This window comes from Mesorhizobium sp. M0678, from assembly GCF_040320505.1.
GTDB lineage: Bacteria > Pseudomonadota > Alphaproteobacteria > Rhizobiales > Rhizobiaceae > Mesorhizobium.
Genome location: NZ_JAMYPT010000036.1, coordinates 1 through 26,375, shown reverse-complemented (window position 1 = coordinate 26,375; position 26,375 = coordinate 1). Strand labels below are relative to the sequence as shown.

The following is a 26,375-nucleotide window of genomic DNA, read 5'->3' as shown; positions in this document are numbered from 1 at the left end:
GAAGACCTTTCTACTCCGAGTTTGCGCCAGCGCAAATTCTGCCGGGGGTTGTCAGGCTAAAAGGCATGGAACGGCCAAATGCCGTGACGACGAAACAAAAGGACGAACCGATGAAACTCACCATTCTCGCCGCCGCAATCTCCATCCTCGCGCTGGCCGGCAGCGCAAGCGCGGAAGAGCATGTGGTGCAAATGCTCAACAAGGGCGAAAAGGGCGCCATGGTTTTCCAGCCGGCCTTCGTCAAGGCAGTACCCGGCGATACCGTCAAGTTCGTGCCGACCGACAAGAGCCATGACGCAGAGTCGATCAAGGGCATGCTTCCGGATGGCGCTGAGCCTTTCAAGGGAAAGCCCAGCGAGGAGATCACCGTCACACTCACCCAGGAAGGTGTGTATGGCGTCAAATGCGCGCCGCACTACGGCATGGGGATGGTCGCGCTGATCGTTGTCGGCAAGCCGGTCAATCTCGATACCGCCAAAGCGGTCAAGCATCTCGGGAAGGCAAAGACAGTGTTCGCCGACCTGTTCACCCAGATCCCGGCTAACTGACAGCATTCGATACAGCCATGCCTGCCACATACAGCGCGGGCGCGGGCCGGACGGACCGAGGGCGGCGGTTCATCCGGCCCTGTTCATTTGGAGACGCAAATCATGGGGATTCCACGCCTGCGGGCCTACACCGGGCCCGCATTTCTTTCCTACGGATTCAGGCCGTTCTTCTTCCTTGGGTCGCTGTATGCGGCGCTCTCCATTCTGCTTTGGCTGCCGATGTATGCCGGCGAACTCAATGCCCACAGTGCGTTCGTTCCCGTCGACTGGCACATTCACGAGATGCTGTTCGGCTATCTGTCGGCGATGGTTACCGGGTTCTTGCTGACCGCCATCCCGAACTGGACCGGCCGGCTGCCTGTGCAAGGCCTGCCGCTGCTGGCGCTGGTGGTCCTGTGGCTTGCCGGCCGTGTCGCTGTCTTTGTCTCGGCGGATATCGGCTGGGAAGCAGCCGCCGTGATCGATGGCTCATTTCTGCTTGCGGTTGCTGCCGCGGCGGCCCGCGAGATCGTCGCAGGACGGAACTGGCGCAACCTGAAAGTACTGCTGCCGCTTACCGTCCTGGCTGGCGCCAACGGCACGTTCCACATCGAGGCGCATCTTCAAGGCACATCCAACATCAGCCGCAGGCTCGGCATGGCCGCGGCGATCATGCTCATCTCATTGATAGGCGGGCGCATCATTCCGAGCTTCACCCGCAACTGGCTCGCTCGCGAAAATCCTGGCAGGCTGCCTGCTCCGTTCGACCGTTTTGACATGGCATCGATAGCCATCTCAGCCATCGCGCTGGGAGCATGGACGTTCACACCCGACAACAGCGCCTCAGGAATGCTCATGGCCGTCGCCGCGATCTGCCAGGCGTGGCGTCTGTCGGGCTGGGCTGGCGAGCGCACATTGCGGGATCCGCTCGTGCTCACCCTCCATCTTGCATATGCCTTTGTGCCTATCGGTCTTGCCTTCGTTTCGGCGTCGATCTTCTATCCTGCCATCGTGCCGGCTGCTGCAGGACTCCACGCGCTCGGAACTGGTGCGGTCGGCGCGATGACGCTTGCAGTGATGACCCGCGCGACGCTCGGGCACACCGGGCGAGAGCTCAAGGCTGGGAAAGGCGCCTCGTTCATCTTCGTGACCGTCCTCCTCGCAGGATCGTTGAGAATCCTGGCTGCCTTCGTCCCCTATGACATAGTGATCGACATGGCCGGCACCGCATGGGTGGCGGCATTTGCCGGCTTCATTCTGATCTATGGAACTGCGTTGATGAGGCCAAAGGTGCGGTGAGGCGGCGGGGAGACCAGGCGACCGTCGAAACGCGAATGAAAAAGCCGCTTCTGATTTGTCAGGCAATACCGAGGTAGCCGACGATACGGTTCGCCCACCCCCGATGGTCCCGGACCAGCCTGAAACCCAGATTGTCGGGAGGCGTGCCAACGGCACAGCCGCCGCTTTTTCCGTCGCTGACGAAGTTCGACATGTAGGCTCTGTGAAGCCCTTCAAGGACGTGGACGCCGCAATTGTCGACCGAACTCGCAACGCCGCTTCCATCCGCAGCCAATGTGGTGCGGACATAGCAAGTCGAAGTCCACTCCCAGACATTGCCGGAAAAGTCGGCGAGGCCCAGGGAATTGAAACCAAAAGAGCCACGGCTCTTGGGCAACGGGTCCGGTTTGCGATTGAGGTCCACCTCGGCCTTGTAGCTGGTGAGCCAGCGTCTGGCGGGGTTGTCGGCGTCGTTTTCGACACCCTCAAATTCCCCTGCGAACCGCTCCGCCGCGGCAAACGCCCATTCTTCGTCGGATGGCAGCCGCCATTGGTCCCCCGTCACTTGCGAATACCACCGGGCGTAGGCATTGGCATCGAGATAGCTCACTCCAGTTACGGGAGCGTTGCTTGGGATCGCGCGCGTCTCCTGTGCCGGCTGACAGCCTCCTGCCGAGACGCAGTCTGCATAGTCGGCCGCGCTGATCTGGTAGGCCATGATTTCGAGAGGTCTGTTGAGTTGCCGCTTGAGGCGGGGATTGGCTTGCGGGCGTCCCTCCATCAGGAACTCCCCTGGCGTCGGATAGGTGATCGAACCGGAAAGCAAGGTAACCGTCATAGCGATGGGGTGAGGTTGTCGATCCCCGAAGACCGTCTGTATCGAGAGCCCTGCCGGAACGGCAGCGGCGACCAGGGCGACCGGAAGAACCTTGAGGATCAATGGAGACATCGCTTTGTCCATGCCCGGACAGCATCGCTGTCCGGGCAAATTGGAGTGCCGTCAGTTGGTGGCGAGGGGTGTCGGCGCTTCGACCTGCGTCATCAGGTCGTCATTCCATTCGCCCTCGACCATGAAGTGAGCGGTCGCACCGAGTTCCACGGCCTCGATCAGATTGTGATTGACATAGGCATAGACGCCGGGCTGCAGGAACGTGTAGAGCGCCGACCCCGCGGAGCCGCCACGGATGAACCAGGTTTCCAGATCCTTGGCCGGCGGATTGGCGAATTTGCCCTGTTCCCAGACATAGTCGCCGTGGCCACCGATCAGATGCGGTCGCGTATCGCGGTTGGCCTGCGAATGGACGATCAACACGGTCTCGCCGACCTTCGCCTTCATCGCATTGTCGCCGGTCAGCGAACCGACCTTGCCATTGAACACCACATGCGTCGGGATCAGCCCGCGCATGACCTTGACGATGTCGTCGTAACCGTCGCCGGCCGATTCGTAGGTCTTGAAGTTGCCCTTCTCGTCGCGCGGAATATAGAAGTCGTTCTCGCCGATGTAGAAGATCTTGTCGTACTTTACCGGTTCGCCCTTGTCGTTCCTGAGCCCATCGCGCGGCAGGATCATGATGGCGCCGCTCATGCCGGAGACGACATGCCATGGGATCATCGCGCCGCCAGGTGCGCAGTGATAGACGAACGTACCCGTTCGGGTTGCCTTGAAGCGCAAGGTCACCTGCTCGCCGGGATTGATCAGCGTCAGGGCGCCGCCGCCCAGCGCGCCGGTTGCGGCGTGGAAATCGATGTTGTGAGCGAGTGAGTTGGTGTCGGGATTGATGAGCGTCAGTTCGACATAGTCGTCCTGATGCACGACCATCAGAGGGCCAGGAATCGAGCCGTTATAGGTCATCGCATTGAGCGTCGTGCCGTCGGCATCGATGACGACGGGCTTTTCCTCGATGGTCATGGTGAACTCGACGATTTTCGGTCCACCCGTGGCGATCTGATCGTGCGGATGCACAAAGGGCGGTGCCACGAGCTCGATCTTTTCGCGGGCGAGCCCTCGAATGTCCGTCTTTGTCACCGTTGCCGAAAATGCCGGCAGTGCCGCCACGGTGGCAGCGCCAATCGCTGCTCCGAAAAGGGCGTCGCGTCGCGTGATCATGTCAGTCTCCTATCTCTCAACCGTTGCGGATGAGCAGAAGGTATCTGGCCTGACGCAGCGTTTCTTTGCGCTGGCGCAAATTGGTGGCGTTCAGTGTTAGGCAGCAACAACCCCGGAAACAGCAATCGTGCGCGGCATAGTCGCAGTGGGGAAGGGTGTGGGAGCGGTTGGCTGCACCGGCGCTGTTTGTCAGCCCTCGGCCCTGGATCAGCGCTCCAGTCTGTCTTCCCGATCGATAAGGATCCGCTCGGCAGCTCCGTCAAGATCTTCGTACTGGCCACTCCTCAACGCCCACAGGAAGCCCCCCAGGCCAAGCGCACCAAGGAACAGGGCGACAGGGATGAGGTAGGCAAGGGTGGTCATGAGGATTGGGCCAGTTTGCTGCTGTCGGACAGCCTGTCGCGCCGGACATCTTTCGCCGGCGAATCTGGCACAGAACCTCGCAGACGCAGCGCATTTCCGATCACAAGCAGGGAAGACGCGGACATCGCGATCGCGGCGATAAGAGGGGTGACGTGCCCCAGGATCGCGATCGGCACGGCGACAGCATTGTAGACGATGGCGATCGTGATGTTCTGGCGAATCAGGCTTCCCGCCTTGCGCGAGACGTCCAGCGCGAGGGGGATCGCCAGAAGGCTTTCGCGCAGGAACACAAAGTCGGCTGCGGTGCGACCGATGTCGGCGGCCGTGGCCGGCGCGAACGAAACATGCGCCGCGCTCAGCGCAGGCGTGTCGTTCAAGCCGTCGCCAACCATCAGAACCCGGTGTCCCTCTTTCGCCAGGGTTTCGATGCATTCGACCTTGCCGGACGGCAGCAGGCACGGAACGAAGTCGTCGATACCCAGCATTTTCGAGATTTCGCGGCAGGCGCCCGCGCTATCGCCCGACAGCATCTGAACCGACATCCCGGCCTCGTTCAATCGCTCGATCGCCGCCCTGGCATCGGCACGCAACGCATCCTCGAAATTGAAGGTCGCGACAACGATCCCGTCTTTCGTCAGGACCGTCCCGCCATAGCCATGTTTGCCTTCGCCGCCGGTGCGGGCCTTCCATCCAACCCATCCGCGTCTGCCCAGCCGCCAGATACTTCCGACGTCAGTTGCTTCGATACCGAACCCCGGATGCTCGGTGACGGCATCGAATTTGTGCTGCCCGCCGCCAGCGGCAAGACCGGCTATGGCCTTTGAAAAGGGATGACGCGAATGCGCGGCCATGTCGGCCGCAATCGTCAGCATGGCCGGATCGATCGAGGCCGCATTGACGAGACGGGGCTGGCCGAGCGTGAGCGTGCCGGTCTTGTCGAACACCGCTGCATCAATCGTTGCCAGGCGCTCCATCGCCGAACCATCCTTGACCATGATGCCGTTCTCGAACAGCTGCCGCGCGGCGACTACCTGGACGATCGGCACGGCGAGCCCGAGCGCGCACGGACATGTGATGATCAAAACGGCGATGGCGATGGTTATCGCCCGATGCCAGTCGCCGGTTGCCGCCATCCAGCCAAGGAATGTCACGAAGGCGGTGAGATGAACAACTGGAGCATAGAGTGCTGAAACGCGATCGGCGATGCGGCGGTAATGTGCGCGACCGCCCTCGGCGGCTTCCATCAGCCGAACCATTTCCGCCAGGAACGAATCCTTCGCGGCGGCTGTCGCCTCGATGGTCAGCGGGCCGGTAAGGTTGAGCACGCCGGCCTGGACGGCATCGTTTGGCGCCACGCTTCTGGGCGTGCTCTCGCCCGAAACCAGCGAGCAGTCGACGTCCGATGTCCCACGCGTGATCTTGCCGTCGACGGGGATCCTTTCGCCGGCCGCTATCAGCAACAGCATGCCCGGTTCGATCTCGCCAACCGGCAGATAGTCGCGTGCGCCATCGTCGCGCAGCACCATGGCGCCACGCGCGGCCAGTTGTGATAGGCCTTTGACGGCGGTGCGGGCGCGTTCGCGCATCACGTGATCCAGCGTGCGGCCGATCAACAGGAAGAACAGCAGAGACACCGACGCGTCGAAATAGGCGTGGTCGCCATGGGTGATCGTCTCATAGAGGCTCATGGCATAGGCCAGCGACACGCCGACCGCGATCGGCACGTCCATGTTCATGCGGCCGTGACGCAACGTATTCCAGGCCGACTTGAAGAAGATGCCGCCGGCGAAGGCGAGTGCGGGGATGGCGATCAGTGCCGAGACCCAGTGGAACAGGTCGCGGGTCGCGCCCTCGGCACCGGACCAGACCGAAACCGACAGCAGCATGATGTTGCCCGCCGCAAATCCGGCAACAGCGACGGCGCGGATAAGCTCCGAGAGCGTTTTGTCCTTTTCACCAATCTCGAGTTCGAACAAATGCGCCTGGTAACCCAGCCGCGCCAGCATGGCGACGAATGGTGGAGCCTCGTCCCCGCGCCACCGGACCGAGACCCGCTTCGTTGACAGGTTGACGCGAGCGGCCTCGACGTGATCGAGTTTTGCCACCGCCGTCTCGATTGTCTGGATGCAGGCTGCGCAATGAACCGTCGGAACTGAAAGATCGGTCTGGCTAAGGCCATCGCCAAGCGACCGGCTCGCCAGCTTGATCTCTTCGCTTGACGGCAGGACGGATGTAGCGTTGCCCAGATCCAGCGCCATTTCAGCACCAGGTGCACAACAGCTCATTGCAGCGCTCCATGGGAAATCATGATCCTGCGCACGTCGCGATAGGGTCTTGCTAGACCGGCATCGGCGTCGATTTCGACGATCCACACACCATCCCTTGGCATGTGTTGCGCCGCGAATTCCTGGCCCGAGGCGAGGGCGAGCTTGATGGACTCATCCTCTTTCTCGTAGGCGGGACGGCGAAACAGCACCTTCACGGAATGCAAACGAACCGGCTTGCCGGCGTCGGTGACGCCATAGCGGACTTCGCCCCATGCGATGGTCAATTTGCCGGTCCAGCCGAGGGCCGCCTGCGTTCGTCCTTCCTTGGATTTTCTATTGAACTGCTGGCTGGCCACGTAGGTGTTTTCGACGACAAGCCCGGTCCAGGTTGTGTTGGCGAGCGTCGCCATGGTCAGGTTGACCGTGATCACCACGCCGAAAAAGGCAAGGATGATAGCCAACATGTGCCTGCCGGTGAATTCGCGGGATTTTCGCGTGGTGGCGCTCATCTGGCGGTCTCCGGTGCGTTGAAGGTGGCGGTGTATTCGTTCGACTCGAAACTCGCGTTGTCCTCGACCCGGAGTGTGAAGGTCTGCGCTACGCCATGGATCTGATCAGCAGGCAGGCGCACGAAAACCTTCAACATCTTCAGCCGGTCGGGTTCGACCGGGATCGCAAAAGAGCGATCGGCGGGGAGATCGACACCGACGATGCTCATCTCTGCGCCTGGCAAGCCCCCAAGGGTGACGATGATCGTTCTTGGTTCGGGGATCATGTTCAGCAGCTTGACTGTGTAGCCATTGCGGATGGAGCCGTCGGAGAGCGTCACGAATTGCGGATTGCGGTCGTGCAAGACATTGATCTCGAGTCGGTCGCGCGTCAGCAGCGAATAGAGCAGGCCCAGGCCGATCAGCGACCACATAGCCATGTAGACACAGGTGCGCGGACGAAAGATCTTGCGAATGTGGAAATGAGCCACCTTGTCCGAAAACAGGCCGTCATCCGTCCTGACCAGCGAAGGATTGACCGAACTGGCGCCACCCGCGGTCGCCAGCATCATGTTGGCGTTGTAGTCGGAGAGCGTCGCGTACGAGATCAGCCCGCGTTCCTTGCCGAGCTTGTCCATGACACCGTCGCAGGCGTCGATGCAGAGCGCGCAAGTGATGCATTCGAGCTGCTGGCCATCGCGAATGTCGATCCCCATCGGACAGACAGCGACGCAGGCATTGCAGTCGACGCAATCGCCGACTGGCTGACCTGCGGCCTGGACTTTCTTGGCATGACGCGTGCGCGGTTCGCCGCGCCAGTCATTATAGGTGACGGTGAGCGAACTCTCGTCGAGCATGGCTGCCTGGATGCGCGGCCATGGGCACATGTAGGTGCAGACCTGCTCGCGCATCAGCCCGCCGAACGTATAAGTCGTTGCCGTCAGCACGGCGACGGTGAAGTAGGCGACGGGGGCCGCCGTGCCGGCGAAGAGTTCGCCCACCAGCGTCGGCGCATCGGCGAAATAGAATATCCAGGCGCCGCCGGTCGCCGCGCTAATGACCAGCCAGATGGCGTGTTTCGACACCCGCAGCACAAGCTTGCGGCTGGTCCAGGGACCGGCGTCGAGCTTGATGCGGGCATTGCGGTCGCCCTCGATGGCTCGCTCGACGACCAGGAACAGGTCGACCCATACGGTCTGCGGGCACGTATAGCCGCACCAGGCACGACCGACGGTCGACGTGATCAGGAAGAGACCGACGCCGGCCATGACCAGAAGGCCGGCGACGTAGTAGAATTCCTGCGGCCATATCTCGATGAAGAAGAAGTAGAAACGCCGGTCGGCGACATCGAGCAGCACGGCCTGATCAGGGGCAAACGGGCCACGGTCCCACCGCAGCCAAGGTGTCAGATAGTAGATACCAAGCGTGACCGCCATTACCAGCCATTTGAATTGGCGAAAATTCCCGGAGGCCCGCTTCGGGAAGATCTTCTTGCGCGCGGCATACATCGGCTGTCGCACTTTGGCGGAGTTGACCGCCTCGGCTTCGAGCCGTTCGACCTGCGTATTGTCCAGCACTGGTCTCTCCCGTCGCGCAGCTTTGATTTCGCCGGGCAAATGTCCTGACTGGATGCAGGCAGGTCAGCGAAATACAGCGTCGAGCGGATTTTGCTGCCGACTGGATTGCGCCGCGTTGATGCAGGTCAATCGCCTGGCCCACGGAAAACAAATCGAGGCCCGGCAGAGCCGGACCTCGTCGCTTCGGCGGTGAGGGCCGGAGAATAGGCCCCTGTTCCTATTCTCCACCGCCTAGCGAATGCACGTAGACCGCCAGCTCCTTGACCCTGGTTTCGCCCAAGCGCGCACCCCAGGCTGGCATCACGCCCTGTTTCGGCGCGGTGACCTGGGCGGCGATGGCCGCTTCGCCCGATCCGTAGAGCCAGATGGCATCGGTCAGATCAGGAGCGCCGAGCTCCTTGTTACCCTTTGCATTGTCGCCGTGACAGGCCACGCAGTTTTCGACAAAAACCTTGGCACCGGGCGCCACCAAAGATTGGTCGCTGACGGTTTGGGACAGGCTGGCAATATAGGCGCTGACCTGTTTGATCTGATCGGCAGTGATGATGTCGCCAAAGGCCGGCATTTCCGACAGGCGCGTATCCGGATCGGATGCGAAGCGGATACCATGCGTGACCGTCTGCTGGATCTGGTCCGCCTTTCCGCCCCACAGCCAGTCATCGTCATTGAGGTTCGGGAAGCCCTTGGTGCCCTGGGCGCCGGAACCATGGCACTGCACGCAATTGACCTTGAACGCGGCGCCGCCGGCAGCGACCGCGAATTCGCGCAAACCATCGTCCGCCGCGATCTCCGAAACACTCTTCGATTCTATCGCCGCGACATATTTGCCCTTCGCCGCTTCAGCCGCCGATAGCTCGTTCTTGACTTCGTTGCGGCTCGAATAGCCGAGCACGCCCGTTGTTGCCGAATGCAGCAAAGGCCATGCCGGATAGGCGATGGTGTATCCGATTGCCCAGACAATGGTGGCGTAGAAGGTTACGACCCACCAGCGCGGAAGCGGGTTGTTCAGCTCCTGAATGCCATCCCATTCGTGGCCGGTGGTCGAAACGCCAGAGATTTCATCGATGTGCTCGTCGCTCATGATCACTCGTCCTCAAGGGGAATCCGGGCAGCTTCGTCGGCCAGCTTGCGGCTGCCGGGGCGCAGGGCGAAGGCAATTGCGCCGACAAAGAAAAGCGCCATGGCGACCAGGCCCCAGCTGTCGGCAAACTCTCGCATCAGATTGTAATCCATAAATAAAACTCCTCAGCGATAGCCGGCGGCTTCGTCGTAGTTCTTGAAGTCGACCAGTGTGCCGAGCATCTGCAGATAGGCGACGAGGGCGTCCATCTCGGTGACCCGTTGCGGGTTGCCGTCGAAGTCGCCGATCTTGGCTTTGGGGTAGCGGGCCTCGAGGCCGGATGTGTCGGCGTTGGGATCAGCCTGCGCCATCAAGTCGGCGCTGGCGTGTGCGATCATGTCGTCGCCGTAGGGGACACCGACACGGCTGTTGGCGACCAGATGCGTCGAGAAATCTTTCACCTCGATCGGCGTGTCTTTCAGGAACGCATAGCTCGGCATGATTGATTCAGGCACCACCGAACGAGGATCCGTAAGGTGCTCGACATGCCATTGATTGGAATAGCGGTCGCCAACCCTGGCGAGGTCCGGTCCGGTGCGCTTCGATCCCCACTGGAAGGGATGATCGTACATCGACTCGGCCGCCAGACTGTAATGCCCATAGCGCTCGACCTCGTCACGGAACGGCCGGATCATCTGGCTATGGCAGAGATAGCATCCCTCACGCACATAAATGTTGCGCCCGACGAGTTCGAGCGGCGAGTAGGGGCGCATGCCTTCCACCTTCTCGATCGTATTGTCGAGGTAGAAGAGCGGTGCGATCTCGACGATGCCACCCACTGTGACCACGAGAAGTGATCCAATGAGCAGAAGCGTGGCGTTCTTCTCGATCAGCGCGTGTTGGTCCATCAAGCCCATTGTCTGGCTCCTTATTCGGCAGGCTGCAGGACGGGCAGGGAGCCCGGCATTGGTTGTTCTTCGCGCTGGTAGCCGAGGATGGTCATGGCGATGTTCCAGGCCATGATCAGGGCGCCGGAGAGGTACATGGCCCCGCCGATGGCGCGCATGACATAGTAGGGGTGCATGGCGGCGACGGTTTCGGCGAAGGAGTAGACCAGGAAGCCCTGCTCGTCGTATTCGCGCCACATCAGGCCCTGCATGATGCCGGACACCCACATGACGGCCGCGTAGACGACGATGCCGAGCGTCGCCAGCCAGAAGTGCCAGGTGACCAGCCGCAGCGAGTAGAGCCGTTGGCGGTTCCAAAGCTTCGGCACCATGTAATAGATCGCGCCGAACGAGATCATCCCGACCCAGCCGAGCGCACCGGAGTGCACGTGACCTATGGTCCAGTCGGTATAGTGCGACAGCGAATTGACCGTCTTGATCGACATCATGGGACCTTCGAAGGTCGACATGCCGTAGAAGGCGATGGCCATCACCATCATGCGGATAATCGGATCGGTGCGTAGCTTGTCCCAGGCGCCTGACAGCGTCATCAGGCCGTTGATCATGCCGCCCCATGACGGCATCCACAGCATGATCGAAAACACCATGCCGAGCGTCTGCGCCCAATCGGGCAGGGCGGTGTAGTGCAGGTGATGCGGACCGGCCCAGATGTAGAGGAAGATGATCGCCCAGAAGTGGATGATCGACAGGCGGTAGGAATAGACCGGCCGGTTCGCCTGCTTGGGCACGAAGTAATACATCATGCCGAGGAAGCCGGCGGTGAGGAAAAAGCCGACGGCGTTGTGGCCGTACCACCATTGCGTCAGGGCGTCCTGGACGCCGGAAAAGGCGGAGTAGCTCTTGGAACCCAGGAATGAGGCCGGCATCGACAGGTTGTTGACCAAATGCAGCATCGCGATGGTGACGATGAAGGACAGGTAAAACCAGTTGGCGACGTAGATGTGCGGCTCCTTGCGCTTCAGGATCGTGCCGAGGAACAGGATGAGATAGGCGACCCAGACGATGGTCAGCCAGATGTCCACATACCATTCGGGCTCGGCGTATTCGCGGCTCTCGGTGATGCCGAGCAGGTAGCCGGTCGCGGCCATGACGATGAAGAGCTGGTAGCCCCAAAACACGAACCAACCGAGATCGCCGCCGAACAGCCGAGCGCGGCAGGTGCGCTGGACGACATACAGGGACGTGCAGAGCAGCGCATTGCCGCCGAAGGCGAAGACGACGCCCGACGTATGCAATGGCCGTAAACGGCCGAAGTTAAACCAGGGCTCAATGTTGAGATCGGGGTAGGCAAGCTGCAGCGCAATGACGACGCCGACCAGCATACCGACGACACCCCAGAACATGGTGGCGATGGCGCCATAGCGGATTGGCCCATCCATGTAGGCGGACGGGTCGATCGGAGCAGCCACTTCGAAATTCGTGTTGCGGATGAGGATGGCGACAAAGCCGAGCAGCACAAAAAACAGTACCCACATATGCTGCCGGAATGGCTCGTCCACACCGAACCCGGCTGCCACAAGGGCCGCAAATGTGAACAGGCCCAAGGCGAAGATTTGCGTGCCGAACTTCATGACCTGTCCCCGACCTCGGATTGGGATGCGCGGATACCAATCCGCTTGACACCAATTCAGCAGTCGCGTCGTCGCTGCCTTGATCCATGTCAAAGCCATTTGCTTTTGGATTGGGCAGCTTCGAACTCGCAAACGATCAGGAGGCTTTCATTGGACGGGGAGAACGAGCGGAAATCGTCGCTGTTTGAAGCCCGCCGCGAGATTTCCATGCCGGTCGGACGGTTCGATCGAGAGTTCCTCCCGGGCGCTGTGATGAAACGTGCCCATGGGGAAAAGCTGCGGCTCTGTGACGCCTTGGAAAAGATCGCCGATACGTTGCCGGCCGCAGATCGCCTGAACTGTATTGGCGTGGCCAACGCGATCGTTCCGCTGCTGCGCAACATTCACCAATACGAGGAGACGGTTATCTTTCCGGCCTACGAGGCTGCTTTGACTGGCAGCGATGCCAAACTTGCTTCAACTCGTCGATTGCGCGCAGAACACGTCGAGGACGAATGCTTTGCCGGCGAGGTGACTGAAATCCTGCTGGCGATCGGCCATGGCGAGACAGTCGAGAATGCCGAGGCTGTCGGCTTCATGCTGCGCGGCTTATTCGAAAGCTTGCGCCGGCATATCGCCTTCGAACGCGAGCACGTCTTGCCGATGATCGGGGTCGTCGATGCCGGTTAGGTGCCGGAGCGTCGCTGCAGCCGGCTCATGTTCTCCACAGTCATGTGCCGGTTGTTGTCGATCCGGATTACGCTGTCTGTTCTCAGCCTGGTCAGTTGGCGGCTGACCGTCTCGATCGTCAAGCCGAGAAAATCGGCGATGTCGGCGCGCGTCAGCGGCAGGTCAAAGCTTGTCGACTGGGCCGCCGGGTCAAGCATAGGATCGATATTCCTGGCGATCATCAGGAGAAAGCTCGCCACCTTTTCCGCAGCACTCTTGCGCCCCAGCGTCACCATCCAGTCTCGTGCTTCGTCGAGTTCATTGAGCGTCTGCTTGAAGAGACGATGCTGGAGCTGTGGTGATTCCTTCATCATGCGTTCGATGGCGGCTTTTGGAAACGAACACAGGGAAACGGTCGTTGCGGCTTCGGCGTTGATCGCGCTCTCCACCTTGAAGGGCCTGCCTAGAAAATCGGGGGCAAACTGGAGGCCGACAATCTGCTGGCGTCCGTCCGACAGGCTCTTTGTGAGCTTCACCACGCCGGAAAGCACGTTCGAATAACGGTCGACGGTCTCGGTGTCACCAATCAGTTCTGCGCCCGGTTCAACGGTATGCTTCGATGAGGTCTTGGCGAGGCCCACCAGTTGATCGGGATCGAGCGCGCCGCAGACGCCATGGTGGCGCGCTTCGCATGATCGGCAAAGCACTGGAATGCCGGTGCTGTGAATATCCTGACGCAGTGTCATCATGATCGTCCGAGGACCCAAACTGCCGGCAAGATAGCATCGGCGGCAGGAAAATCCTTGCGGCAGTTTGTCCACAGCGGACTTTGACCGAAATCAAGGCTGCCGGCCAGTAATGTGGTCAAAGTCGGGCCATGCAAAGTGGAGCGGATAAAGGGGTGCGCCCAGAATTAGTTGCCAGACTTGGTGAGAACGTGCCGCGCTATACGAGCTACCCGACAGCGCCGCATTTCAATACAAGCGTCGATGCTGCCGTTTGTCGAGGCTGGCTGCAGGCGCTCGACGAGGGCCACGAGATATCGCTCTATCTGCACATCCCGTACTGCGACAAGCTTTGCTGGTTCTGTGCCTGCCATACCAAGCAGACACGCCACTACGAACCGGTGAGCACGTATCTTCGCTCACTGCATGCCGAGATCGCCACCGTCGCCAGTCTTGTCGCAGGCAAGGGCCGCGTGCGTGCCGTCCATTTCGGCGGCGGTTCGCCAACGATGCTCAAACCGGAGGATCTGGTGGCGCTGGGAACCGTCCTGCGCAACAGCTTCACCTTTCCTCCCGGCGCCAAGATCAGCGTCGAAATCGAACCCAATGATATGGACGATGCCCGCCTCGACGCACTCGCCGAAATCGGCATGACCCGTGCGAGCCTCGGCGTCCAGGATTTTGACCCGAAGGTGCAAAAGGCAATTAACCGCGAGCAGAGCTTTTTGCAGACCAAAGCGGTAGTCGACGGCGTTCGTTCGCGCGGCGTCGAATCGGTCAATCTGGACCTGCTCTACGGCTTGCCACACCAGACCAGGGAGAGTGTCTCCTCCACCGTCGCGCAGGCACTAACCCTGGAACCGGATCGGATAGCGCTTTTTGGCTACGCCCATGTGCCGTGGTTTAAGAAGCATCAGACGATGATCGACGAGGCATGGCTGCCGGGTCCGGCAGAGCGGTTTGCTCAATCGCAACTTGCGGCGCGGGCGATCGTGGACCAGGGATACGAAGCAATCGGCCTCGACCATTTCGCCAAACCGGGCGATGCCCTCGCGCTTGCCGCCCGCGCCGGAACACTGCACCGGAACTTTCAGGGCTATACCGAGGATCGCTGCGAGACCTTGATCGGCCTTGGCCCGTCATCCATCAGCCAGTTTCGCGAGGGCTATGCACAGAACATGCCTTCGACCGCCGAGTATGGACGCATGGTTGCTGATGGCGGGCTGGCCGCTGTTCGGGGTATCGCGCTTTCCGACGACGACCGTGTTCGCGGCTGGATCATCGAGCGATTGATGTGTGACTTCGCCTTCTCGGCGATTGAGCTGGTGGAACGCTTTGGCGAAGCCGGCCAAAGACTTCTCCTCAAGGCGAGTTCCACGGCTCTTCATGGTCCTGCGCGGCTGCTTGAACTTGATGGTGACCGCTTCGTCGTGCCGGCGGAAAGCCGGCCCTTTGTCAGAAGCATCGCGGCGAAGTTCGACAAATATTTCGAAACCGGTACAGCCAGGCATTCCGTAGCGGTCTGAACGATCGCCTGTTCAGAAGTGCTCGCCGGCCTTGAATGGGCCAATGCGGGTGCCGGCCGCGATCAGATAGGCGGTCGACCAGCCAATCAGAAGAAATCCGTTCACGCCCTCTAGAGCCGCGAGGACGCGCCATGCGTGAGCGGGCACAATGTCGCCGTAGCCGACGGTCGAGAAGGTGATGGTGGAAAAGTACAGCGCGGTTTCGAAGTCAGCAAAGATATCGAGCAACCGGTATAGTCCTGCCCAGAGCCACACCTCTGTGGTCATGATGGCAAAGAGTCCCATCACCACGCTGATCATCGCAACGATGCGGCTGCGGCGCCCGTGCATGCGAAAACGGGCGACCAGGTGCCCCATCGCATGTGTGACCACGATCAGACCAAAGGTGTGAACCAGGACCGTAAGGCTAATGACGACGGTGCCGATGAGCAGATTGAGGATCATCTTCGGAACGTAGAGATTGCTGCGGTGCCTTCCTTGCTCGAAATCAAACCCGCAGGTTTCGCCTACGCGGTGCAGATTGTCGACCGGGTCAGGAACCGCTTCTCCCGCCCGTTATCCAGCGAGAACATGCCACCGCGACCCGGCACCACGTCGATGATGAGATCGGTATGTTTCCAAGCCTCGAATTGGGACGCACCGATGTAGAACGGCGCGTCGCCGATGTAGCCGAGCAGCACATCCTGGTCGCCCACGATGAAGCCGATACGCGGATAGCACATCGGCGAAGAGCCGTCGCAGCAGCCGCCGGATTGATGAAACAGCACCGGACCGTGCTCGGCAACGATCTCGGCGATCAGTTCAAGGGCTGCCGGTGTCGCTGTGACCTTCGCTCGCATCGTGTTTTCCGATTTCCAGCCTTTGGCGCGGCCCCTCGCGGAGCCGCGCCTGTGGGTCAAAGCGGCGATCAGAAGAAGCCGAGCTTCTTCGGGCTGTAGCTGACCAGCATGTTTTTGGTCTGCTGGTAGTGGTCGAGCATCATCTTGTGTGTCTCACGGCCGATGCCGGACTGCTTGTAGCCGCCGAAGGCCGCATGCGCGGGATAGGCGTGGTAGCAGTTGGTCCAGACGCGGCCCGCCTGGATCGCGCGGCCGAACCGGTAGGCGCGGTTGCTGTCGCGTGTCCAGATACCGGCGCCGAGGCCGTAGAGCGTATCGTTGGCTATCCTGAGCGCTTCGTCGTCGTCCTTGAAGGTCGTGACCGAGACCACCGGTCCGAAGATCTCTTCCTGGAAGATGCGCATCTTGTTGTGGCCCTTGAACACCGTCGGCTTCACGTAGTAGCCGCCGGCGAGATCGCCGGGCAGGACGTTGCGCTCGCCACCGGTCAGCAACTCGGCGCCTTCCTGGCGGCCGATGTCGATGTAGGCCAGGATCTTTTCCAACTGCTCGGATGATGCCTGGGCACCGATCATCGTTGCCGGGTCGAGCGGATCGCCCTGCACGATCGCCTCGACACGCTTCAGCGCACGTTCCATGAACCTGTCGTAGATCGATTCATGAATGAGCGCGCGGCTCGGGCAGGTGCAGACTTCGCCCTGATTCAGCGCGAACATGACGAACCCTTCGATCGCCTTGTCGAAGAAATCGTCGTCTTCGGCGACAACGTCCTTGAAGAAGATGTTGGGCGACTTGCCGCCCAGTTCCAGCGTGACGGGGATCAGGTTGTGGCTGGCATATTGCATGATCAGCCGGCCGGTCGTAGTTTCTCCGGTAAAGGCGATTTTGGCAATGCGCGGCGACGACGCGAGCGGCTTACCGGCTTCGAGGCCGAAGCCGTTGACAATGTTGAGCACACCCGGCGGCAGCAGATCGCCGATAAGATCGGCCCACAGCAAGATGGCAGCCGGCGTCTGCTCGGCAGGCTTCAGCACGACGCAGTTTCCCGCGGCAAGCGCGGGAGCAAGCTTCCAGCAGGCCATCAGCAGCGGGAAGTTCCACGGGATGATCTGGCCAACCACCCCGAGCGGCTCATGGAAATGATAGGCAACGGTATCGTCGTCGATCTGCGAAAGGCTGCCTTCCTGGCCACGCAAGGCACCGGCGAAATAGCGGAAATGGTCGATGGCTAGAGGCAGGTCGGCGGCGGTCGTTTCGCGGATCGGCTTGCCGTTGTCCCAGGTTTCGGCACATGCGAGGAGATCGAGGTTTTCCTCCATGCGGTCGGCGATGCGATTGAGGATTAGTGAGCGCTCGGCCACGCTGGTTCGCCCCCATGCGTCCTTGGCGGCATGGGCAGCGTCTAAAGCCGCCTCGATGTCCTGGGCATCCGAGCGAGCCACCTCGCAGAGCAACTGACCATTCACCGGCGAGAAGTTTTCGAAATAACGGCCCGAACGCGGCTCGGCCCATTTGCCACCGATGAAATTGCCGTAGCGCTTGTCGAAGGGCGCCTTGACCGGGCGTGAGAATTCAACCTTATTCAAGTGTCTTCCTCCCAAAGCTGGCGCCGCGGAATGCGACGCTTCGGAAAGAGACTTGCTATCTCCCACCGCTATTGCCAATGCGCCGGGGACAGTGAGCGGGCGGGTGTGTCGCAGAATTGCGACAGTCATGCGACGTTTCAAAAGTCAGTGGGACCTGTGGACGTCCAGGCGGTTGAGCTTGCGGTGAAGCGTGGCGCGACTGATGCCGAGCGCATGGGCTGCGGCCGAGACATTTCCGTCTGCCCGCGCCAGCGCCCGCTGCAGGACACCGCGCTCCGCCTCTGCGAGGACTGCGGGGCCGCTCTCGGCCCAGCCGAGCAGATCGGCCGCCGGCATCGGCTTGTCGAGACACCTTTGCGTAATTCCAAGCGCCATGCGGGCCGAGCGGGTCGCGCCGACCACGAGGTCGTCCGCACCGACCGCGATCAGCGCGCCGGACCCCTTGTTGGGCACCGGCGCCAGCAGAATTCGCGCCTTGGGGAATGCCATCTTGAAGTTCTCCGCCTCGATCCGCCGCGCCGCGTCGACTACGGCCATCGAAATCAGATTGGCGAAGACCTCGGTCAGATCGGCCCGGCAGGAAGACACGTCAAGCGCAGCCACAAGATCGCCCCGGTGGTCATAGATCGGAGCCGTGGTGCAGCTCAGCCCGGTGTTGCGCGTGTGAAAATGCTGATCACGGTGGATCGTCAGGACGCGCTGTTCCACCAGACAGGTGCCGATACCATTGGTGCCCTCGCTCTCCTCGTTCCAGACGGACCCTGTCCATAACCCCCAGGAACGAAACGTCTCGTCGTCCACAGGCGCGCCGCGCCGTTCGACCGGCACGCCGTCGCGATCGGCGAGCAGGACGCAGCATCCAACGCCTCCCACCGCAAGGTAGAGCCGGTCGAGGCTTGACTGGGCAGCCCGGACGAGTGGTTCGATCCGTTGTCCGGCCCCTCGCAATTCAGCCTCCGTCAGGTAGCGGGGAGGGCTGCAATCGGCCGGATCGAGCCGATGCAGATTGGAAGACCGTCGCCAGGAGGCAACCAGCGCGGACTTCGCCGCGGCATCCGAGGCAATTGCTGCCTGAATGCGGTCGGCATGATTACCGACCAAATCCTCGGCCATGCTTATCCTCCCAAGCCCCAGTTCTTCCTTTCGGCTACTAGACCACGGTTGCTTCAGGACAAGGCAACGCGGGTGTCGTATCAGATTTCGCTTTCTATCGACGCACTGTCAATTCGACAGAAGGACCAGACATCCTCTATGTTTTCCTGTCAGTCAGTGACGTTTGGCCAATGGATGGTCGTCCTCGCCTGTGCATTCTCTCTTCCAGGCAACCTTTCGGTTGATCCCCTAAAGCCTACCGGCATGAACTGGGCATTCATTGATCTAGAGCAAAGACGACCGACCATAATCAGCCGCGGGACCGTGCGGAACGGTACGGGAAGATTTCTGATTTTGGCCAACGAAAAACCAATAAAATCAAGCGTCACGGTACGTCTCCGGCAAAGACGAGTAGCGACGTGCGCATCGGAGGGGCGACGGACGGCGGAGTGTTCCGCTGCAGAGAGCCCGAACGTCGCGGCTCGTGGCAACAATAGGTAAGCAGAAGAACCAGAATCGGGTGACTACAGGGGGCTCGGGTGCGCAAATCTGCGCACGAAAGTTCGGGGCGTCCGGCGGTTTTTGTCGACTGATTATCGCCATCAGGCGAGCCTGTGCTCTCGGTCGTCCATATTCAGTGGGTACGCTTCGTGGGTCCTTCCACGGATGTTTTTCGAAGCCGATACTCCCTTGAATGACAGGCTATTGCTTGCATCGCTTGAGCACGTTGGGAGATCAAGTGGATGACGGCCCTCCCTACAGGTCAACGTGGCGTTCAATCACCCATTTGTTCGCCATGGCATCGTTCCTCCGGCGCGCTGAAAACGATGTTAGCATGCGGGCGAGGCATGATGAAAACGGGGAAGGTCTCATGAGTTTCGACGATATCGACCTCAATTTGTTGCGAGTCTTTGACGTGATGATGCGTGAAAGGAGCGTGACGCGCGCGGCAAGCGAACTAAGCAGAACACAATCGGCTGTAAGCCACTCCTTATCAAAGCTTCGGGATCTTTTGCAGGACGAATTGTTCACGAGAGACGGGGGAGAGATGCGGCCAACTCCTCGGGCAGTGGAGTTGCTGTCAGATATCTCTGCTGCGCTTGCAGCGATTCGCGCCTCGATCGAGCGGCATGAGGTGTTTAATCCAGCTACGACGCGACGCAACTTTCGTGTTGGACTTACTGACTACCACGCCATGATTTTCATTCCTGGGCTTATTCAAGAATTTTCGAGGCAAGCACCCGGTGCCACGCTGAATGTAATTCCCGCAAATGGACCGGAAATCGGTTCCTCGGTCTATTTGAGACAAGTTGACTGTGCGCTGACGGGAGCGGCAATACGCGACGACCCAGGCCTCTTGAAGGTGGAACTTGGCCAGGATCGGCTGTTTTGCGCGGTGTGGAGTGGAAGCAAGATCGCAGGGAATGCCATGACATTGGAAACATATTTGGCAAGTTCCCATCTGCAGATTTCCGCAGACGGCCTGGCTGAAGGGCTTGCCGATGCCGCCCTCAAACAGATGGGCCTACGACGTAATGTCGTAGCGACCATTTCGAACTATCTGGTGCTGCCCTGGGCGCTTCGCGGCACTGAACTGATTACTCATTGCGGCGATGCAATCCTGCAAATGCTGGACGAGAGGAGTGAGGTGACGTTGGTCCCGCCGCCCCTTCCCGTATCGAATGTGAATGCCTGGCTCATTGTTCACCGCCAGATGGCGAATGACCCGGGCACCAAATGGCTTCGGGAAATAATCATGAGCATCTACAACGAGTCGCGGACCGAGAGAGACCAAGGGTCAACCGTCGGAGCACCGGGGTTGGCTGCACCATAGGTCGCGCGCGCCGTCGCTCATTCGATTAGTCCGCCCCAAGCAAACTAGCCCGATCAGCACTCAAGCTCCCTTTCACCCGAGAGCGAGTGCCTCCTCAATTATGAATGACGCTCATTTTCGCAATGAGAACAGTCAATTTGACGAATAGTCATACTTGAGGCCACATTCCCTTCAACAAAAACAGGGGAATACCGAAATGAGATCGATGTTCAAGGGCTTTCTTGCCCTCGCTATCGCGTGCACCGCCTCCTCGGCGTGGTCCGCAACCCTCGACAATGTCAAGAAAAATGGCGTGCTGACGTGTGGCACAAATTCGGCCACGGCTGGCTTCAGCCTTCCCGATAATGAAGGCAAATGGACCGGATTTGTGGTCGACTATTGTCGCGCCGTGGCCGCTGCCGTGCTCGGGGACGCGCAAAAGGTTAAGTTCATCCCATTGACGCCAAAAGATCGCTTCACCGCCTTGCAGTCGGGGGAGATCGACATTCTTGCCCACAACGCAACATGGACATCGTCGCGCGATACGTCTCTCGGCATACTTTTTGCGGGGACGTACTTCTATGACGGCCAGGGATTTATGGTGCGCAAGGCGGACAACATCACATCAGCCAAGGGGCTCGAGGGCGCATCGATTTGCGTCACCCAGGGCACCACGACCGAGTTGAACCTTGCCGACTATTTTCGCTCGCAGTCGATCAAGTACACCACGGTTGGTTTCGCCGACGAGGAAGCTGTCGTGAAGGCTTACGAGGAGGGGCGTTGCGACGTCCTGTCGGCGGACACCTCTACCTTGAACGCATCGCGGCTTCGCATGGCCAAGCCGGACGACAGCATCGTTCTTCCCGAACTGATCTCCAAGGAGCCGCTTGGCCCGGCAGTGCGGCAGGGAGACGACCAGTGGTTCAATGTGGCGAAGTGGACGCTTTACGTCATGGTGGCCTCCGAAGAATACGGGGTCACCTCCAAGAACGTTGATGCGATGAAGTCGTCGGACAATCCCAGCATCCGCCGTCTGCTTGGCGTGGAAGGCAGCATCGGCAAGGACATCGGGCTCGGCGACGACTGGCCGGTCGAGGTGATCAAACAGGTCGGTAACTACGGCGAAGTGTTTGATCGGAATGTCGGCAAGGACTCCCCGCTGAAAATCGAGCGCGGCATGAACGCGCTCTGGAACAAAGGCGGCGTTCAGTACGCTCCGCCGATCCGCTAGGCAAAGCATGGTTGCAAGGCGCTGGCGTATTGCCACCAGCGCCTTGCACGGATCCCGATAGGAACAGGCCATGTCCGATTTGTCGCTTCCCGCGCCACCGCGCAGGAGCCTTTCGCTGCACGATACGAAAGTGCGAGGCGCTTTCTACCAGCTCTTGCTTGCTGGCTGCCTGCTGGCCGTGGCCCTGGGCATCGGCATGCAGACCGCATCGAATATGCGGGTTCGGAGGATTCCGCTCTCCTTCGATTTTTGGAATGAGTCTGCCGGCTTCGACATCAATCAAACCCTGATACCGTACGATGCACTGTCCACCTACGGTCAAGCCTTCTGGGTGGGAGTGATCAACACCCTCTACGTCAGCGTCCTCGCAATCTTGTTGGCGACCTTGCTTGGCTTCGTCATCGGCGTTGCCCGCCTGTCGCCGAACTGGATCGTTTCGAAGGTGGCGACCGCCTATGTCGAGCTTGTGCGCAATGTCCCGTTATTGCTGCAGCTGCTGTTCTGGTACAACGCCGTCCTCAAGCCGTTGCCTTCCCCGAAGGCATCCATCGCCATCCCCGGCGGCATCTACCTAAACAATCGCGGCCTCATCATTCCGGAGATCCAGTTGCATCCGGGAGCGGGGCTGGTGGGCCTGGCATTCGTGGCGGCCGTTTCCTGTTGCGTTGGATTCTGGTTTCGCGCCAGGAGCGTCCAGAGACGGACAGGCAAGCAGTTGCCGGTGCTTTTAGTCAGTCTGGCGACCTTGATAGGTTTTCCGCTGATCGTGTTCTTGGCGGCTGGCGAGCCGGTCTCGTTCGTCGCGCCGCAGCTGCGGGGCTTCAATTTTCAAGGTGGGCATCAGCTCTATCCGGAGTTTGCCGCTCTCCTGATCGGTCTGTCGGTCTACACCGGTTCATACATTGCCGAGATCGTCCGAAGTGGCATCCAGGCGGTGCCAAAGGGCCAGACCGAGGCTGCGTATGCGCTGGGGCTGGCGCCGGGCAAGACGCTTCGTCTGATCGTCGTTCCCCAGGCGCTGCGTATCATCATCCCGCCTTTGACAAGCCAGTATCTCAATCTCATCAAGAACTCGTCGCTTGCGGTGTTCATCGGCTATCCCGACCTCGTTCAGATCTTTGCCGGGACGGTACTCAACCAGACCGGCGCCGCCGTCCAGGTCATGGCGATCACCCTGTCAGTCTATCTCGTTATCTCCCTTGCCACGTCGTTGGCAATGAACGCGTGTAACCGACATTTTGCGATCGTCGAGAGGTGACGCATGAGCGATCAGTCCATGCATTTGCCAGTCGTCAGCAGCGCGCTCATACCAGCGATGGCGCCCCCCGCTGACGTTCGGCCGGGGCCAATGACCTGGACGAAAAAGAATCTGTTTTCGACGCCTTCCTCAGGCGCGCTGACAATATGCTTTGTCCTCCTCGCCGTGTGGCTGCTGCATCACTTTCTGAGCTTTGCGATCTTCGACGCGGTCTGGAGCGGCGGCCGCGAAGCTTGCCGTGCGAACAGCCAAGGAGCTTGCTGGCCTTTCATTGCCGAGAAGTTCGACTACGTGCGATACGGCGCGTACCCGGTTTCCGAGCGGTGGCGCGTGGACCTGGCACAGGCGATCGGCGCCATCCTCATCGCATGGCTTCTGTGGACGAAGGCTCCCCGGCGCAAAGTGGCGGCGTTGCTGTTCTTTCTCGTCTACCCCGTTGCCACGTTCGTTCTCGTGTGCGGCGTCGCCTGGCTCCATCTGCCTGTCATAGATACGACGCTCTGGGGCGGTCTCTTGATCACGCTGCTGATGTCAATTGTAGGCATCGTCTTCTCGCTTCCGATCGGGGTTATCCTGGCGCTTGGACGCAGGTCCGAACTGCCTTTCGTCAAGGCGGTTTGCGTCACATTCATCGAAGTCGTCCGGGGCGTGCCGTTTATCACGGTGTTGTTCATGGCGAACTTCATGATGCCGCTCTTCGTCCCGGACTATCTGACGCCTGATCGTCTCCTGCGCCCGCTCATCGCGATAGCGCTGTTCTCGTCCGCCTATATGGCCGAAGTTGTGAGGGCCGGCCTTCAGGCAATCCCGAAGGGCCAATACGAGGCGGCGAAGGCGCTTGGGATCAGCTACTTCGACATGATGCGCCTGATCATCCTCCCCCAGGCGTTGACGATCGTCATACCGAGCATCGTCTCCACCTTCATCGGTCTGTTCAAAGACACGACTCTGGTCGCCATCGTCGGCATCGCGGATTTCCTGAAAGCCATCGAAACGGCGCGCGTCGATCCGAACTGGGCAGGCCCGACGATCTCATCAACCGGCTACCTCTTTGCGGGACTGGTCTACTGGGGCTTTTGCTTCGGCATGTCCCGTTACTCGCAATCGATGGAGCGCCAATTGGCGCGTGGCCACAAATCCTAGGACGCGACGATGAGCCCACAAGCAATGTACGCAGCGACGAAGGGGACGCCCTACAACAAGGCGATGGCTATCGAGCTGCGTGCTGTCAATAAATGGTTCGGTTCATACCATGCGCTCAAGAACATCAACCTGTCGGTGCCACAGGGGCAGCGTATTGTCATCTGCGGCCCCTCGGGGTCCGGCAAATCGACGATGATCCGCTGCATCAACCATCTCGAGGAGCACCAGTCGGGCGAGATCATCGTCGACGGCAAGGCGGTAACCGGGGATCTGCGCAAGATCGACGAAGTCCGCAGCAATTTCGGGATGGTGTTTCAGCACTTCAATCTGTTTCCTCACCTTACCGTGCTTGAGAATTGCACCCTTGCGCCGGTATGGGTGAGAAAGATGCCGCGGATAGCTGCCGAGGAATTGGCGCGCCACTATCTGGAGCGCGTCAGAATTGCGGAGAAGGCCGACAGCTACCCAGGGCAGCTGTCGGGTGGCCAGCAGCAACGCGCTGCAATTGCTCGGGCCCTCTGCGTGAACCCGAAGATCATGCTCTTCGACGAGCCAACCTCTGCCCTCGATCCGGAGATGGTCAAGGAGGTGCTCGACACGATGGTGTCGCTCGCCGGTGAAGGTATGACGATGCTGTGCGTGACGCATGAAATGGGCTTCGCGCGGGAGGTGGCCGATCGCGTGGTGTTCATGGACCGCGGGGAGATCGTCGAGACCAACACGCCCCATCAGTTTTTCACCAACTCCCGGTCGGAACGGGCGCGGCAGTTTCTGGCGCAAATCCTCAAATAGGGACGTCCGCGGAGGCAAAGCGGCCGTAACCGTGGCAACAGATTTTTCCAGGTGATTATCAAATGGCTTGTGCAGACATGCCCGCATCGGCGCTCGGGCAAAGAAATATTGCGGAAGTCGATTTCGACCAGATCCACGACCGCCAGCAATTCGGATCCGTCAAATGGGCCAACCAATGGGATGAGTTCTCCCCGCGAGTCGAGGGAGAGGGCCTGCTCTCCCTATGGACAGCGGATATGGATTTCCGAGCCCCGGAAACTGTCATCGCGCGGCTGCGCGAGGCCGCGGACCACGGCATTTACGGCTACACCCGCCGCGATCCGCGCCATTATGAGATCGTGCAATCGTGGTTCACACGCCGGCACAACTGGTCGCCGATGCTGGAGACCCTGCTTCCAGCGCCAGCGATCATGCCGTCCGTAGCTGCGATACTGCGAACCTTCACGAAGCCCGGTGACGGCGTCATTGTGCAGTCGCCCGTGTACTCGCCCTATTTCGAAGTGGTTCAGGGAAACGGGCGGGTTCTATTCACGAACCGGCTGAGGTTGCAGAACAACAGGTATGAGCTCGACCTGGAGGACTTCGGGAAACTGGCGGCCGCCGGCGCCAAGGTGTTCCTGCTGTGCAATCCTCACAACCCTGCCGGAATGGCCTGGACACGAGAAGAATTGGCAGCGCTGAACGACATTTGTGAGCGCCATGGTATCTTGGTCATATCCGACGACATTCACTGCGACATAAGGCTGTCGGATCGTCCCCACATCGTCTTCTCCTCCATCTCGGACGATGCCGCAGAGAAGTCGTTCATCTGCACCGCTCCAACGAAGACTTTCAATCTTGCCGGGGTGCCTTCGGCAACCATTTCGGTAGCCAGCAAAAAGCGCCGCGAGGCGCTCCTTGCCGCAATGCAGGCGTCATTCATGGTGAACGCGAACTTTTTCGGCCGCCTGGCTCTGGAGGTTGCCTACAGCACCGGCGCGCCCTGGCTCGATCAACTCTCAGGCTACATCGCCAGCAACATCGATCTGGTTTGCGAATTCGCCGGTAAACATCTCCCAGGCATCACGCCCATGCGGCCCGACGCATCGTTTCTGGTGTGGTTGGACGCGCGCACGCTCGATTGCAAAGTGGGCGGAATTCAGAAGTTCTTTGTCGATCAGGCCGGGGTCAATCTGTACGACGGCCGCGTCTATGGGCCTGGCGGTGAAGGCTTCATTCGCCTGAACGTCGGCTGCCCGCGTCCTCTGCTGCGCCGAGGGCTGGAGCGCATGTCCAGCGCGCTGGCCTCCTTATAATCGAGCGGAATCTGGCCGGAGCGCCCCGAATGCGAATAGCCGTCATCAATCCCAATACCACCGCCTCGATGACCAGGGGGATCGTCGCGGGCCCCCGGGGGGGGGGGGGGGGGGGGGGGGGGGGATATGGGGAGGAGCCCACCCGGGGGGCAGGGGCGCCTCGACGGGCCAGTGGTGGGGCCGCCGCGGGGGGCGGGCCGCGGCACGCGGGGGGTGGGGGG

At 60.4% G+C, this 26,375-nt stretch carries 25 protein-coding genes; 10 read left to right on the top strand and 15 right to left on the bottom strand.

Annotation, left to right across the window (positions count from 1 at the left end; all coding sequences use genetic code 11):
- Positions 1-110 precede the first annotated feature (110 nt).
- Positions 111-548 (top strand): pseudoazurin, encoded by a 438-nt coding sequence (locus NKI29_RS31170; RefSeq protein ID WP_352726196.1) that lies wholly within the window; start codon positions 111-113, stop codon positions 546-548.
- A gap of 102 nt (positions 549-650) precedes the next feature.
- Positions 651-1,826: an NnrS family protein gene (locus NKI29_RS31165; RefSeq protein WP_352726194.1), complete on the top strand. Its 1,176-nt coding sequence runs from the start codon at positions 651-653 to the stop codon at positions 1,824-1,826.
- 58 nt (positions 1,827-1,884) lie between these two features.
- On the opposite strand, the gene NKI29_RS31160 is transcribed toward NKI29_RS31165, so the two are convergent.
- The 10 genes from NKI29_RS31160 to ccoN form a co-directional block, all read right to left on the bottom strand.
- Positions 1,885-2,766, bottom strand: a complete 882-nt coding sequence (locus NKI29_RS31160; RefSeq protein WP_502896744.1) for an SUMF1/EgtB/PvdO family nonheme iron enzyme — start codon at positions 2,764-2,766, stop codon at positions 1,885-1,887.
- Between the two features lie 39 nt (positions 2,767-2,805).
- Entirely contained in the window at positions 2,806-3,912 is a 1,107-nt protein-coding gene (nirK, locus tag NKI29_RS31155; protein WP_352578061.1) for a copper-containing nitrite reductase, read from the bottom strand.
- Positions 3,913-4,119: 207 nt separating this feature from the next.
- On the bottom strand, positions 4,120-4,275 hold the full coding sequence (gene ccoS / locus NKI29_RS31150; RefSeq protein WP_352455561.1) for a cbb3-type cytochrome oxidase assembly protein CcoS: 156 nt from the start codon (positions 4,273-4,275) through the stop codon (positions 4,120-4,122).
- Entirely contained in the window at positions 4,272-6,560 is a 2,289-nt protein-coding gene (locus tag NKI29_RS31145) for a heavy metal translocating P-type ATPase (protein WP_352726190.1), read from the bottom strand. The genes ccoS and NKI29_RS31145 overlap by 4 nt, the downstream gene beginning before the upstream one ends.
- Entirely contained in the window at positions 6,557-7,051 is a 495-nt protein-coding gene (locus NKI29_RS31140) for a FixH family protein (RefSeq protein WP_352726188.1), read from the bottom strand. Before NKI29_RS31140 ends, NKI29_RS31145 begins: the two co-directional genes overlap by 4 nt.
- Positions 7,048-8,607: a cytochrome c oxidase accessory protein CcoG gene (gene ccoG / locus NKI29_RS31135; RefSeq protein WP_352726186.1), complete on the bottom strand. Its 1,560-nt coding sequence runs from the start codon at positions 8,605-8,607 to the stop codon at positions 7,048-7,050. The genes NKI29_RS31140 and ccoG overlap by 4 nt, the downstream gene beginning before the upstream one ends.
- 217 nt (positions 8,608-8,824) lie before the next feature.
- Complete coding sequence (ccoP, locus tag NKI29_RS31130; protein WP_352726184.1) at positions 8,825-9,688, bottom strand: cytochrome-c oxidase, cbb3-type subunit III; 864 nt, start codon at positions 9,686-9,688, stop codon at positions 8,825-8,827.
- Between the two features lie 2 nt (positions 9,689-9,690).
- Positions 9,691-9,840, bottom strand: coding sequence for a CcoQ/FixQ family Cbb3-type cytochrome c oxidase assembly chaperone (locus tag NKI29_RS31125; protein ID WP_023759205.1), 150 nt, complete (start codon positions 9,838-9,840; stop codon positions 9,691-9,693).
- 12 nt (positions 9,841-9,852) lie between these two features.
- Positions 9,853-10,584 carry a cytochrome-c oxidase, cbb3-type subunit II gene (gene ccoO / locus NKI29_RS31120; RefSeq protein ID WP_352726182.1) on the bottom strand — a complete coding sequence of 244 codons (732 nt, stop codon included), beginning with the start codon at positions 10,582-10,584 and terminating at the stop codon, positions 9,853-9,855.
- 11 nt (positions 10,585-10,595) lie between these two features.
- The gene (gene ccoN, locus NKI29_RS31115) at positions 10,596-12,206 is read right to left on the bottom strand and encodes a cytochrome-c oxidase, cbb3-type subunit I (RefSeq protein ID WP_352726180.1); all 1,611 of its coding nucleotides are present in this window, start codon (positions 12,204-12,206) and stop codon (positions 10,596-10,598) included.
- A gap of 252 nt (positions 12,207-12,458) precedes the next feature.
- Here ccoN and NKI29_RS31110 point away from each other — a divergent pair, with 252 nt between their 5' ends.
- A complete protein-coding gene (locus tag NKI29_RS31110) occupies positions 12,459-12,875 on the top strand; it encodes a hemerythrin domain-containing protein (protein ID WP_352726210.1) in 417 nt (138 codons plus the stop codon).
- Here the strand turns inward: NKI29_RS31110 and NKI29_RS31105 are convergent.
- Positions 12,872-13,600, bottom strand: a complete 729-nt coding sequence (locus NKI29_RS31105) for a Crp/Fnr family transcriptional regulator (RefSeq protein ID WP_352726179.1) — start codon at positions 13,598-13,600, stop codon at positions 12,872-12,874. The two genes, NKI29_RS31110 and NKI29_RS31105, sit on opposite strands and share 4 nt — an antisense overlap.
- 155 nt (positions 13,601-13,755) lie before the next feature.
- Between NKI29_RS31105 and hemN the strand changes: the two genes are divergently transcribed.
- On the top strand, positions 13,756-15,105 hold the full coding sequence (hemN, locus tag NKI29_RS31100; RefSeq protein WP_352798397.1) for an oxygen-independent coproporphyrinogen III oxidase: 1,350 nt from the start codon (positions 13,756-13,758) through the stop codon (positions 15,103-15,105).
- 12 nt (positions 15,106-15,117) lie between these two features.
- Here the strand turns inward: hemN and NKI29_RS31095 are convergent, their stop codons facing one another.
- From NKI29_RS31095 to NKI29_RS31080, 4 genes are all read right to left on the bottom strand, one after another.
- Complete coding sequence (locus NKI29_RS31095; protein ID WP_352620273.1) at positions 15,118-15,549, bottom strand: potassium channel family protein; 432 nt, start codon at positions 15,547-15,549, stop codon at positions 15,118-15,120.
- Positions 15,550-15,611: 62 nt separating this feature from the next.
- Complete coding sequence (locus tag NKI29_RS31090; protein WP_352798396.1) at positions 15,612-15,944, bottom strand: DUF779 domain-containing protein; 333 nt, start codon at positions 15,942-15,944, stop codon at positions 15,612-15,614.
- 68 nt (positions 15,945-16,012) lie between these two features.
- Positions 16,013-17,530, bottom strand: coding sequence for an aldehyde dehydrogenase (gene adh / locus NKI29_RS31085; RefSeq protein ID WP_352798394.1), 1,518 nt, complete (start codon positions 17,528-17,530; stop codon positions 16,013-16,015).
- A gap of 144 nt (positions 17,531-17,674) precedes the next feature.
- Positions 17,675-18,643, bottom strand: a complete 969-nt coding sequence (locus NKI29_RS31080; protein WP_352798393.1) for a helix-turn-helix domain-containing protein — start codon at positions 18,641-18,643, stop codon at positions 17,675-17,677.
- Between the two features lie 850 nt (positions 18,644-19,493).
- Here NKI29_RS31080 and NKI29_RS31075 point away from each other — a divergent pair.
- The 6 genes from NKI29_RS31075 (at position 19,494) to NKI29_RS31050 (ending at position 26,154) form a co-directional block, all read left to right on the top strand.
- A complete protein-coding gene (locus tag NKI29_RS31075; RefSeq protein ID WP_352798392.1) occupies positions 19,494-20,456 on the top strand; it encodes a LysR family transcriptional regulator in 963 nt (320 codons plus the stop codon).
- A gap of 196 nt (positions 20,457-20,652) precedes the next feature.
- Complete coding sequence (locus tag NKI29_RS31070) at positions 20,653-21,666, top strand: amino acid ABC transporter substrate-binding protein (protein WP_352798391.1); 1,014 nt, start codon at positions 20,653-20,655, stop codon at positions 21,664-21,666.
- Between the two features lie 70 nt (positions 21,667-21,736).
- On the top strand, positions 21,737-22,924 hold the full coding sequence (locus NKI29_RS31065; protein ID WP_352798390.1) for an amino acid ABC transporter permease: 1,188 nt from the start codon (positions 21,737-21,739) through the stop codon (positions 22,922-22,924).
- A 3-nt stretch (positions 22,925-22,927) separates the two neighbouring features.
- Positions 22,928-24,067: an amino acid ABC transporter permease gene (locus NKI29_RS31060; protein ID WP_352798388.1), complete on the top strand. Its 1,140-nt coding sequence runs from the start codon at positions 22,928-22,930 to the stop codon at positions 24,065-24,067.
- 24 nt (positions 24,068-24,091) lie between these two features.
- Positions 24,092-24,859 (top strand): amino acid ABC transporter ATP-binding protein, encoded by a 768-nt coding sequence (locus tag NKI29_RS31055; RefSeq protein ID WP_502896745.1) that lies wholly within the window; start codon positions 24,092-24,094, stop codon positions 24,857-24,859.
- A gap of 62 nt (positions 24,860-24,921) precedes the next feature.
- A complete protein-coding gene (locus tag NKI29_RS31050) occupies positions 24,922-26,154 on the top strand; it encodes a MalY/PatB family protein (protein WP_352798386.1) in 1,233 nt (410 codons plus the stop codon).
- Positions 26,155-26,375: the final 221 nt, after the last annotated feature.

Coding starts and splice junctions, on each gene's coding strand:
- NKI29_RS31060 (WP_352798388.1), top strand. CDS start 22,928: ATGAGCGATCAGTCCATGCATTTGCCAGTCGTCAGCAGCGCGCTCATA.
- NKI29_RS31140 (WP_352726188.1), bottom strand. CDS start 7,051: ATGAGCGCCACCACGCGAAAATCCCGCGAATTCACCGGCAGGCACATG.
- NKI29_RS31090 (WP_352798396.1), bottom strand. CDS start 15,944: ATGCGAGCGAAGGTCACAGCGACACCGGCAGCCCTTGAACTGATCGCC.
- ccoS (WP_352455561.1), bottom strand. CDS start 4,275: ATGACCACCCTTGCCTACCTCATCCCTGTCGCCCTGTTCCTTGGTGCG.
- NKI29_RS31055 (WP_502896745.1), top strand. CDS start 24,092: ATGTACGCAGCGACGAAGGGGACGCCCTACAACAAGGCGATGGCTATC.
- ccoN (WP_352726180.1), bottom strand. CDS start 12,206: ATGAAGTTCGGCACGCAAATCTTCGCCTTGGGCCTGTTCACATTTGCG.
- NKI29_RS31170 (WP_352726196.1), top strand. CDS start 111: ATGAAACTCACCATTCTCGCCGCCGCAATCTCCATCCTCGCGCTGGCC.
- NKI29_RS31065 (WP_352798390.1), top strand. CDS start 21,737: ATGTCCGATTTGTCGCTTCCCGCGCCACCGCGCAGGAGCCTTTCGCTG.
- NKI29_RS31165 (WP_352726194.1), top strand. CDS start 651: ATGGGGATTCCACGCCTGCGGGCCTACACCGGGCCCGCATTTCTTTCC.
- NKI29_RS31160 (WP_502896744.1), bottom strand. CDS start 2,766: ATGGACAAAGCGATGTCTCCATTGATCCTCAAGGTTCTTCCGGTCGCC.
- NKI29_RS31145 (WP_352726190.1), bottom strand. CDS start 6,560: ATGAGCTGTTGTGCACCTGGTGCTGAAATGGCGCTGGATCTGGGCAAC.
- NKI29_RS31080 (WP_352798393.1), bottom strand. CDS start 18,643: ATGGCCGAGGATTTGGTCGGTAATCATGCCGACCGCATTCAGGCAGCA.
- NKI29_RS31125 (WP_023759205.1), bottom strand. CDS start 9,840: ATGGATTACAATCTGATGCGAGAGTTTGCCGACAGCTGGGGCCTGGTC.
- nirK (WP_352578061.1), bottom strand. CDS start 3,912: ATGATCACGCGACGCGACGCCCTTTTCGGAGCAGCGATTGGCGCTGCC.
- ccoO (WP_352726182.1), bottom strand. CDS start 10,584: ATGGGCTTGATGGACCAACACGCGCTGATCGAGAAGAACGCCACGCTT.
- NKI29_RS31110 (WP_352726210.1), top strand. CDS start 12,459: ATGAAACGTGCCCATGGGGAAAAGCTGCGGCTCTGTGACGCCTTGGAA.
- NKI29_RS31105 (WP_352726179.1), bottom strand. CDS start 13,600: ATGACACTGCGTCAGGATATTCACAGCACCGGCATTCCAGTGCTTTGC.
- NKI29_RS31050 (WP_352798386.1), top strand. CDS start 24,922: ATGGCTTGTGCAGACATGCCCGCATCGGCGCTCGGGCAAAGAAATATT.
- NKI29_RS31070 (WP_352798391.1), top strand. CDS start 20,653: ATGAGATCGATGTTCAAGGGCTTTCTTGCCCTCGCTATCGCGTGCACC.
- NKI29_RS31075 (WP_352798392.1), top strand. CDS start 19,494: ATGAGTTTCGACGATATCGACCTCAATTTGTTGCGAGTCTTTGACGTG.
- ccoP (WP_352726184.1), bottom strand. CDS start 9,688: ATGAGCGACGAGCACATCGATGAAATCTCTGGCGTTTCGACCACCGGC.
- NKI29_RS31095 (WP_352620273.1), bottom strand. CDS start 15,549: ATGATCCTCAATCTGCTCATCGGCACCGTCGTCATTAGCCTTACGGTC.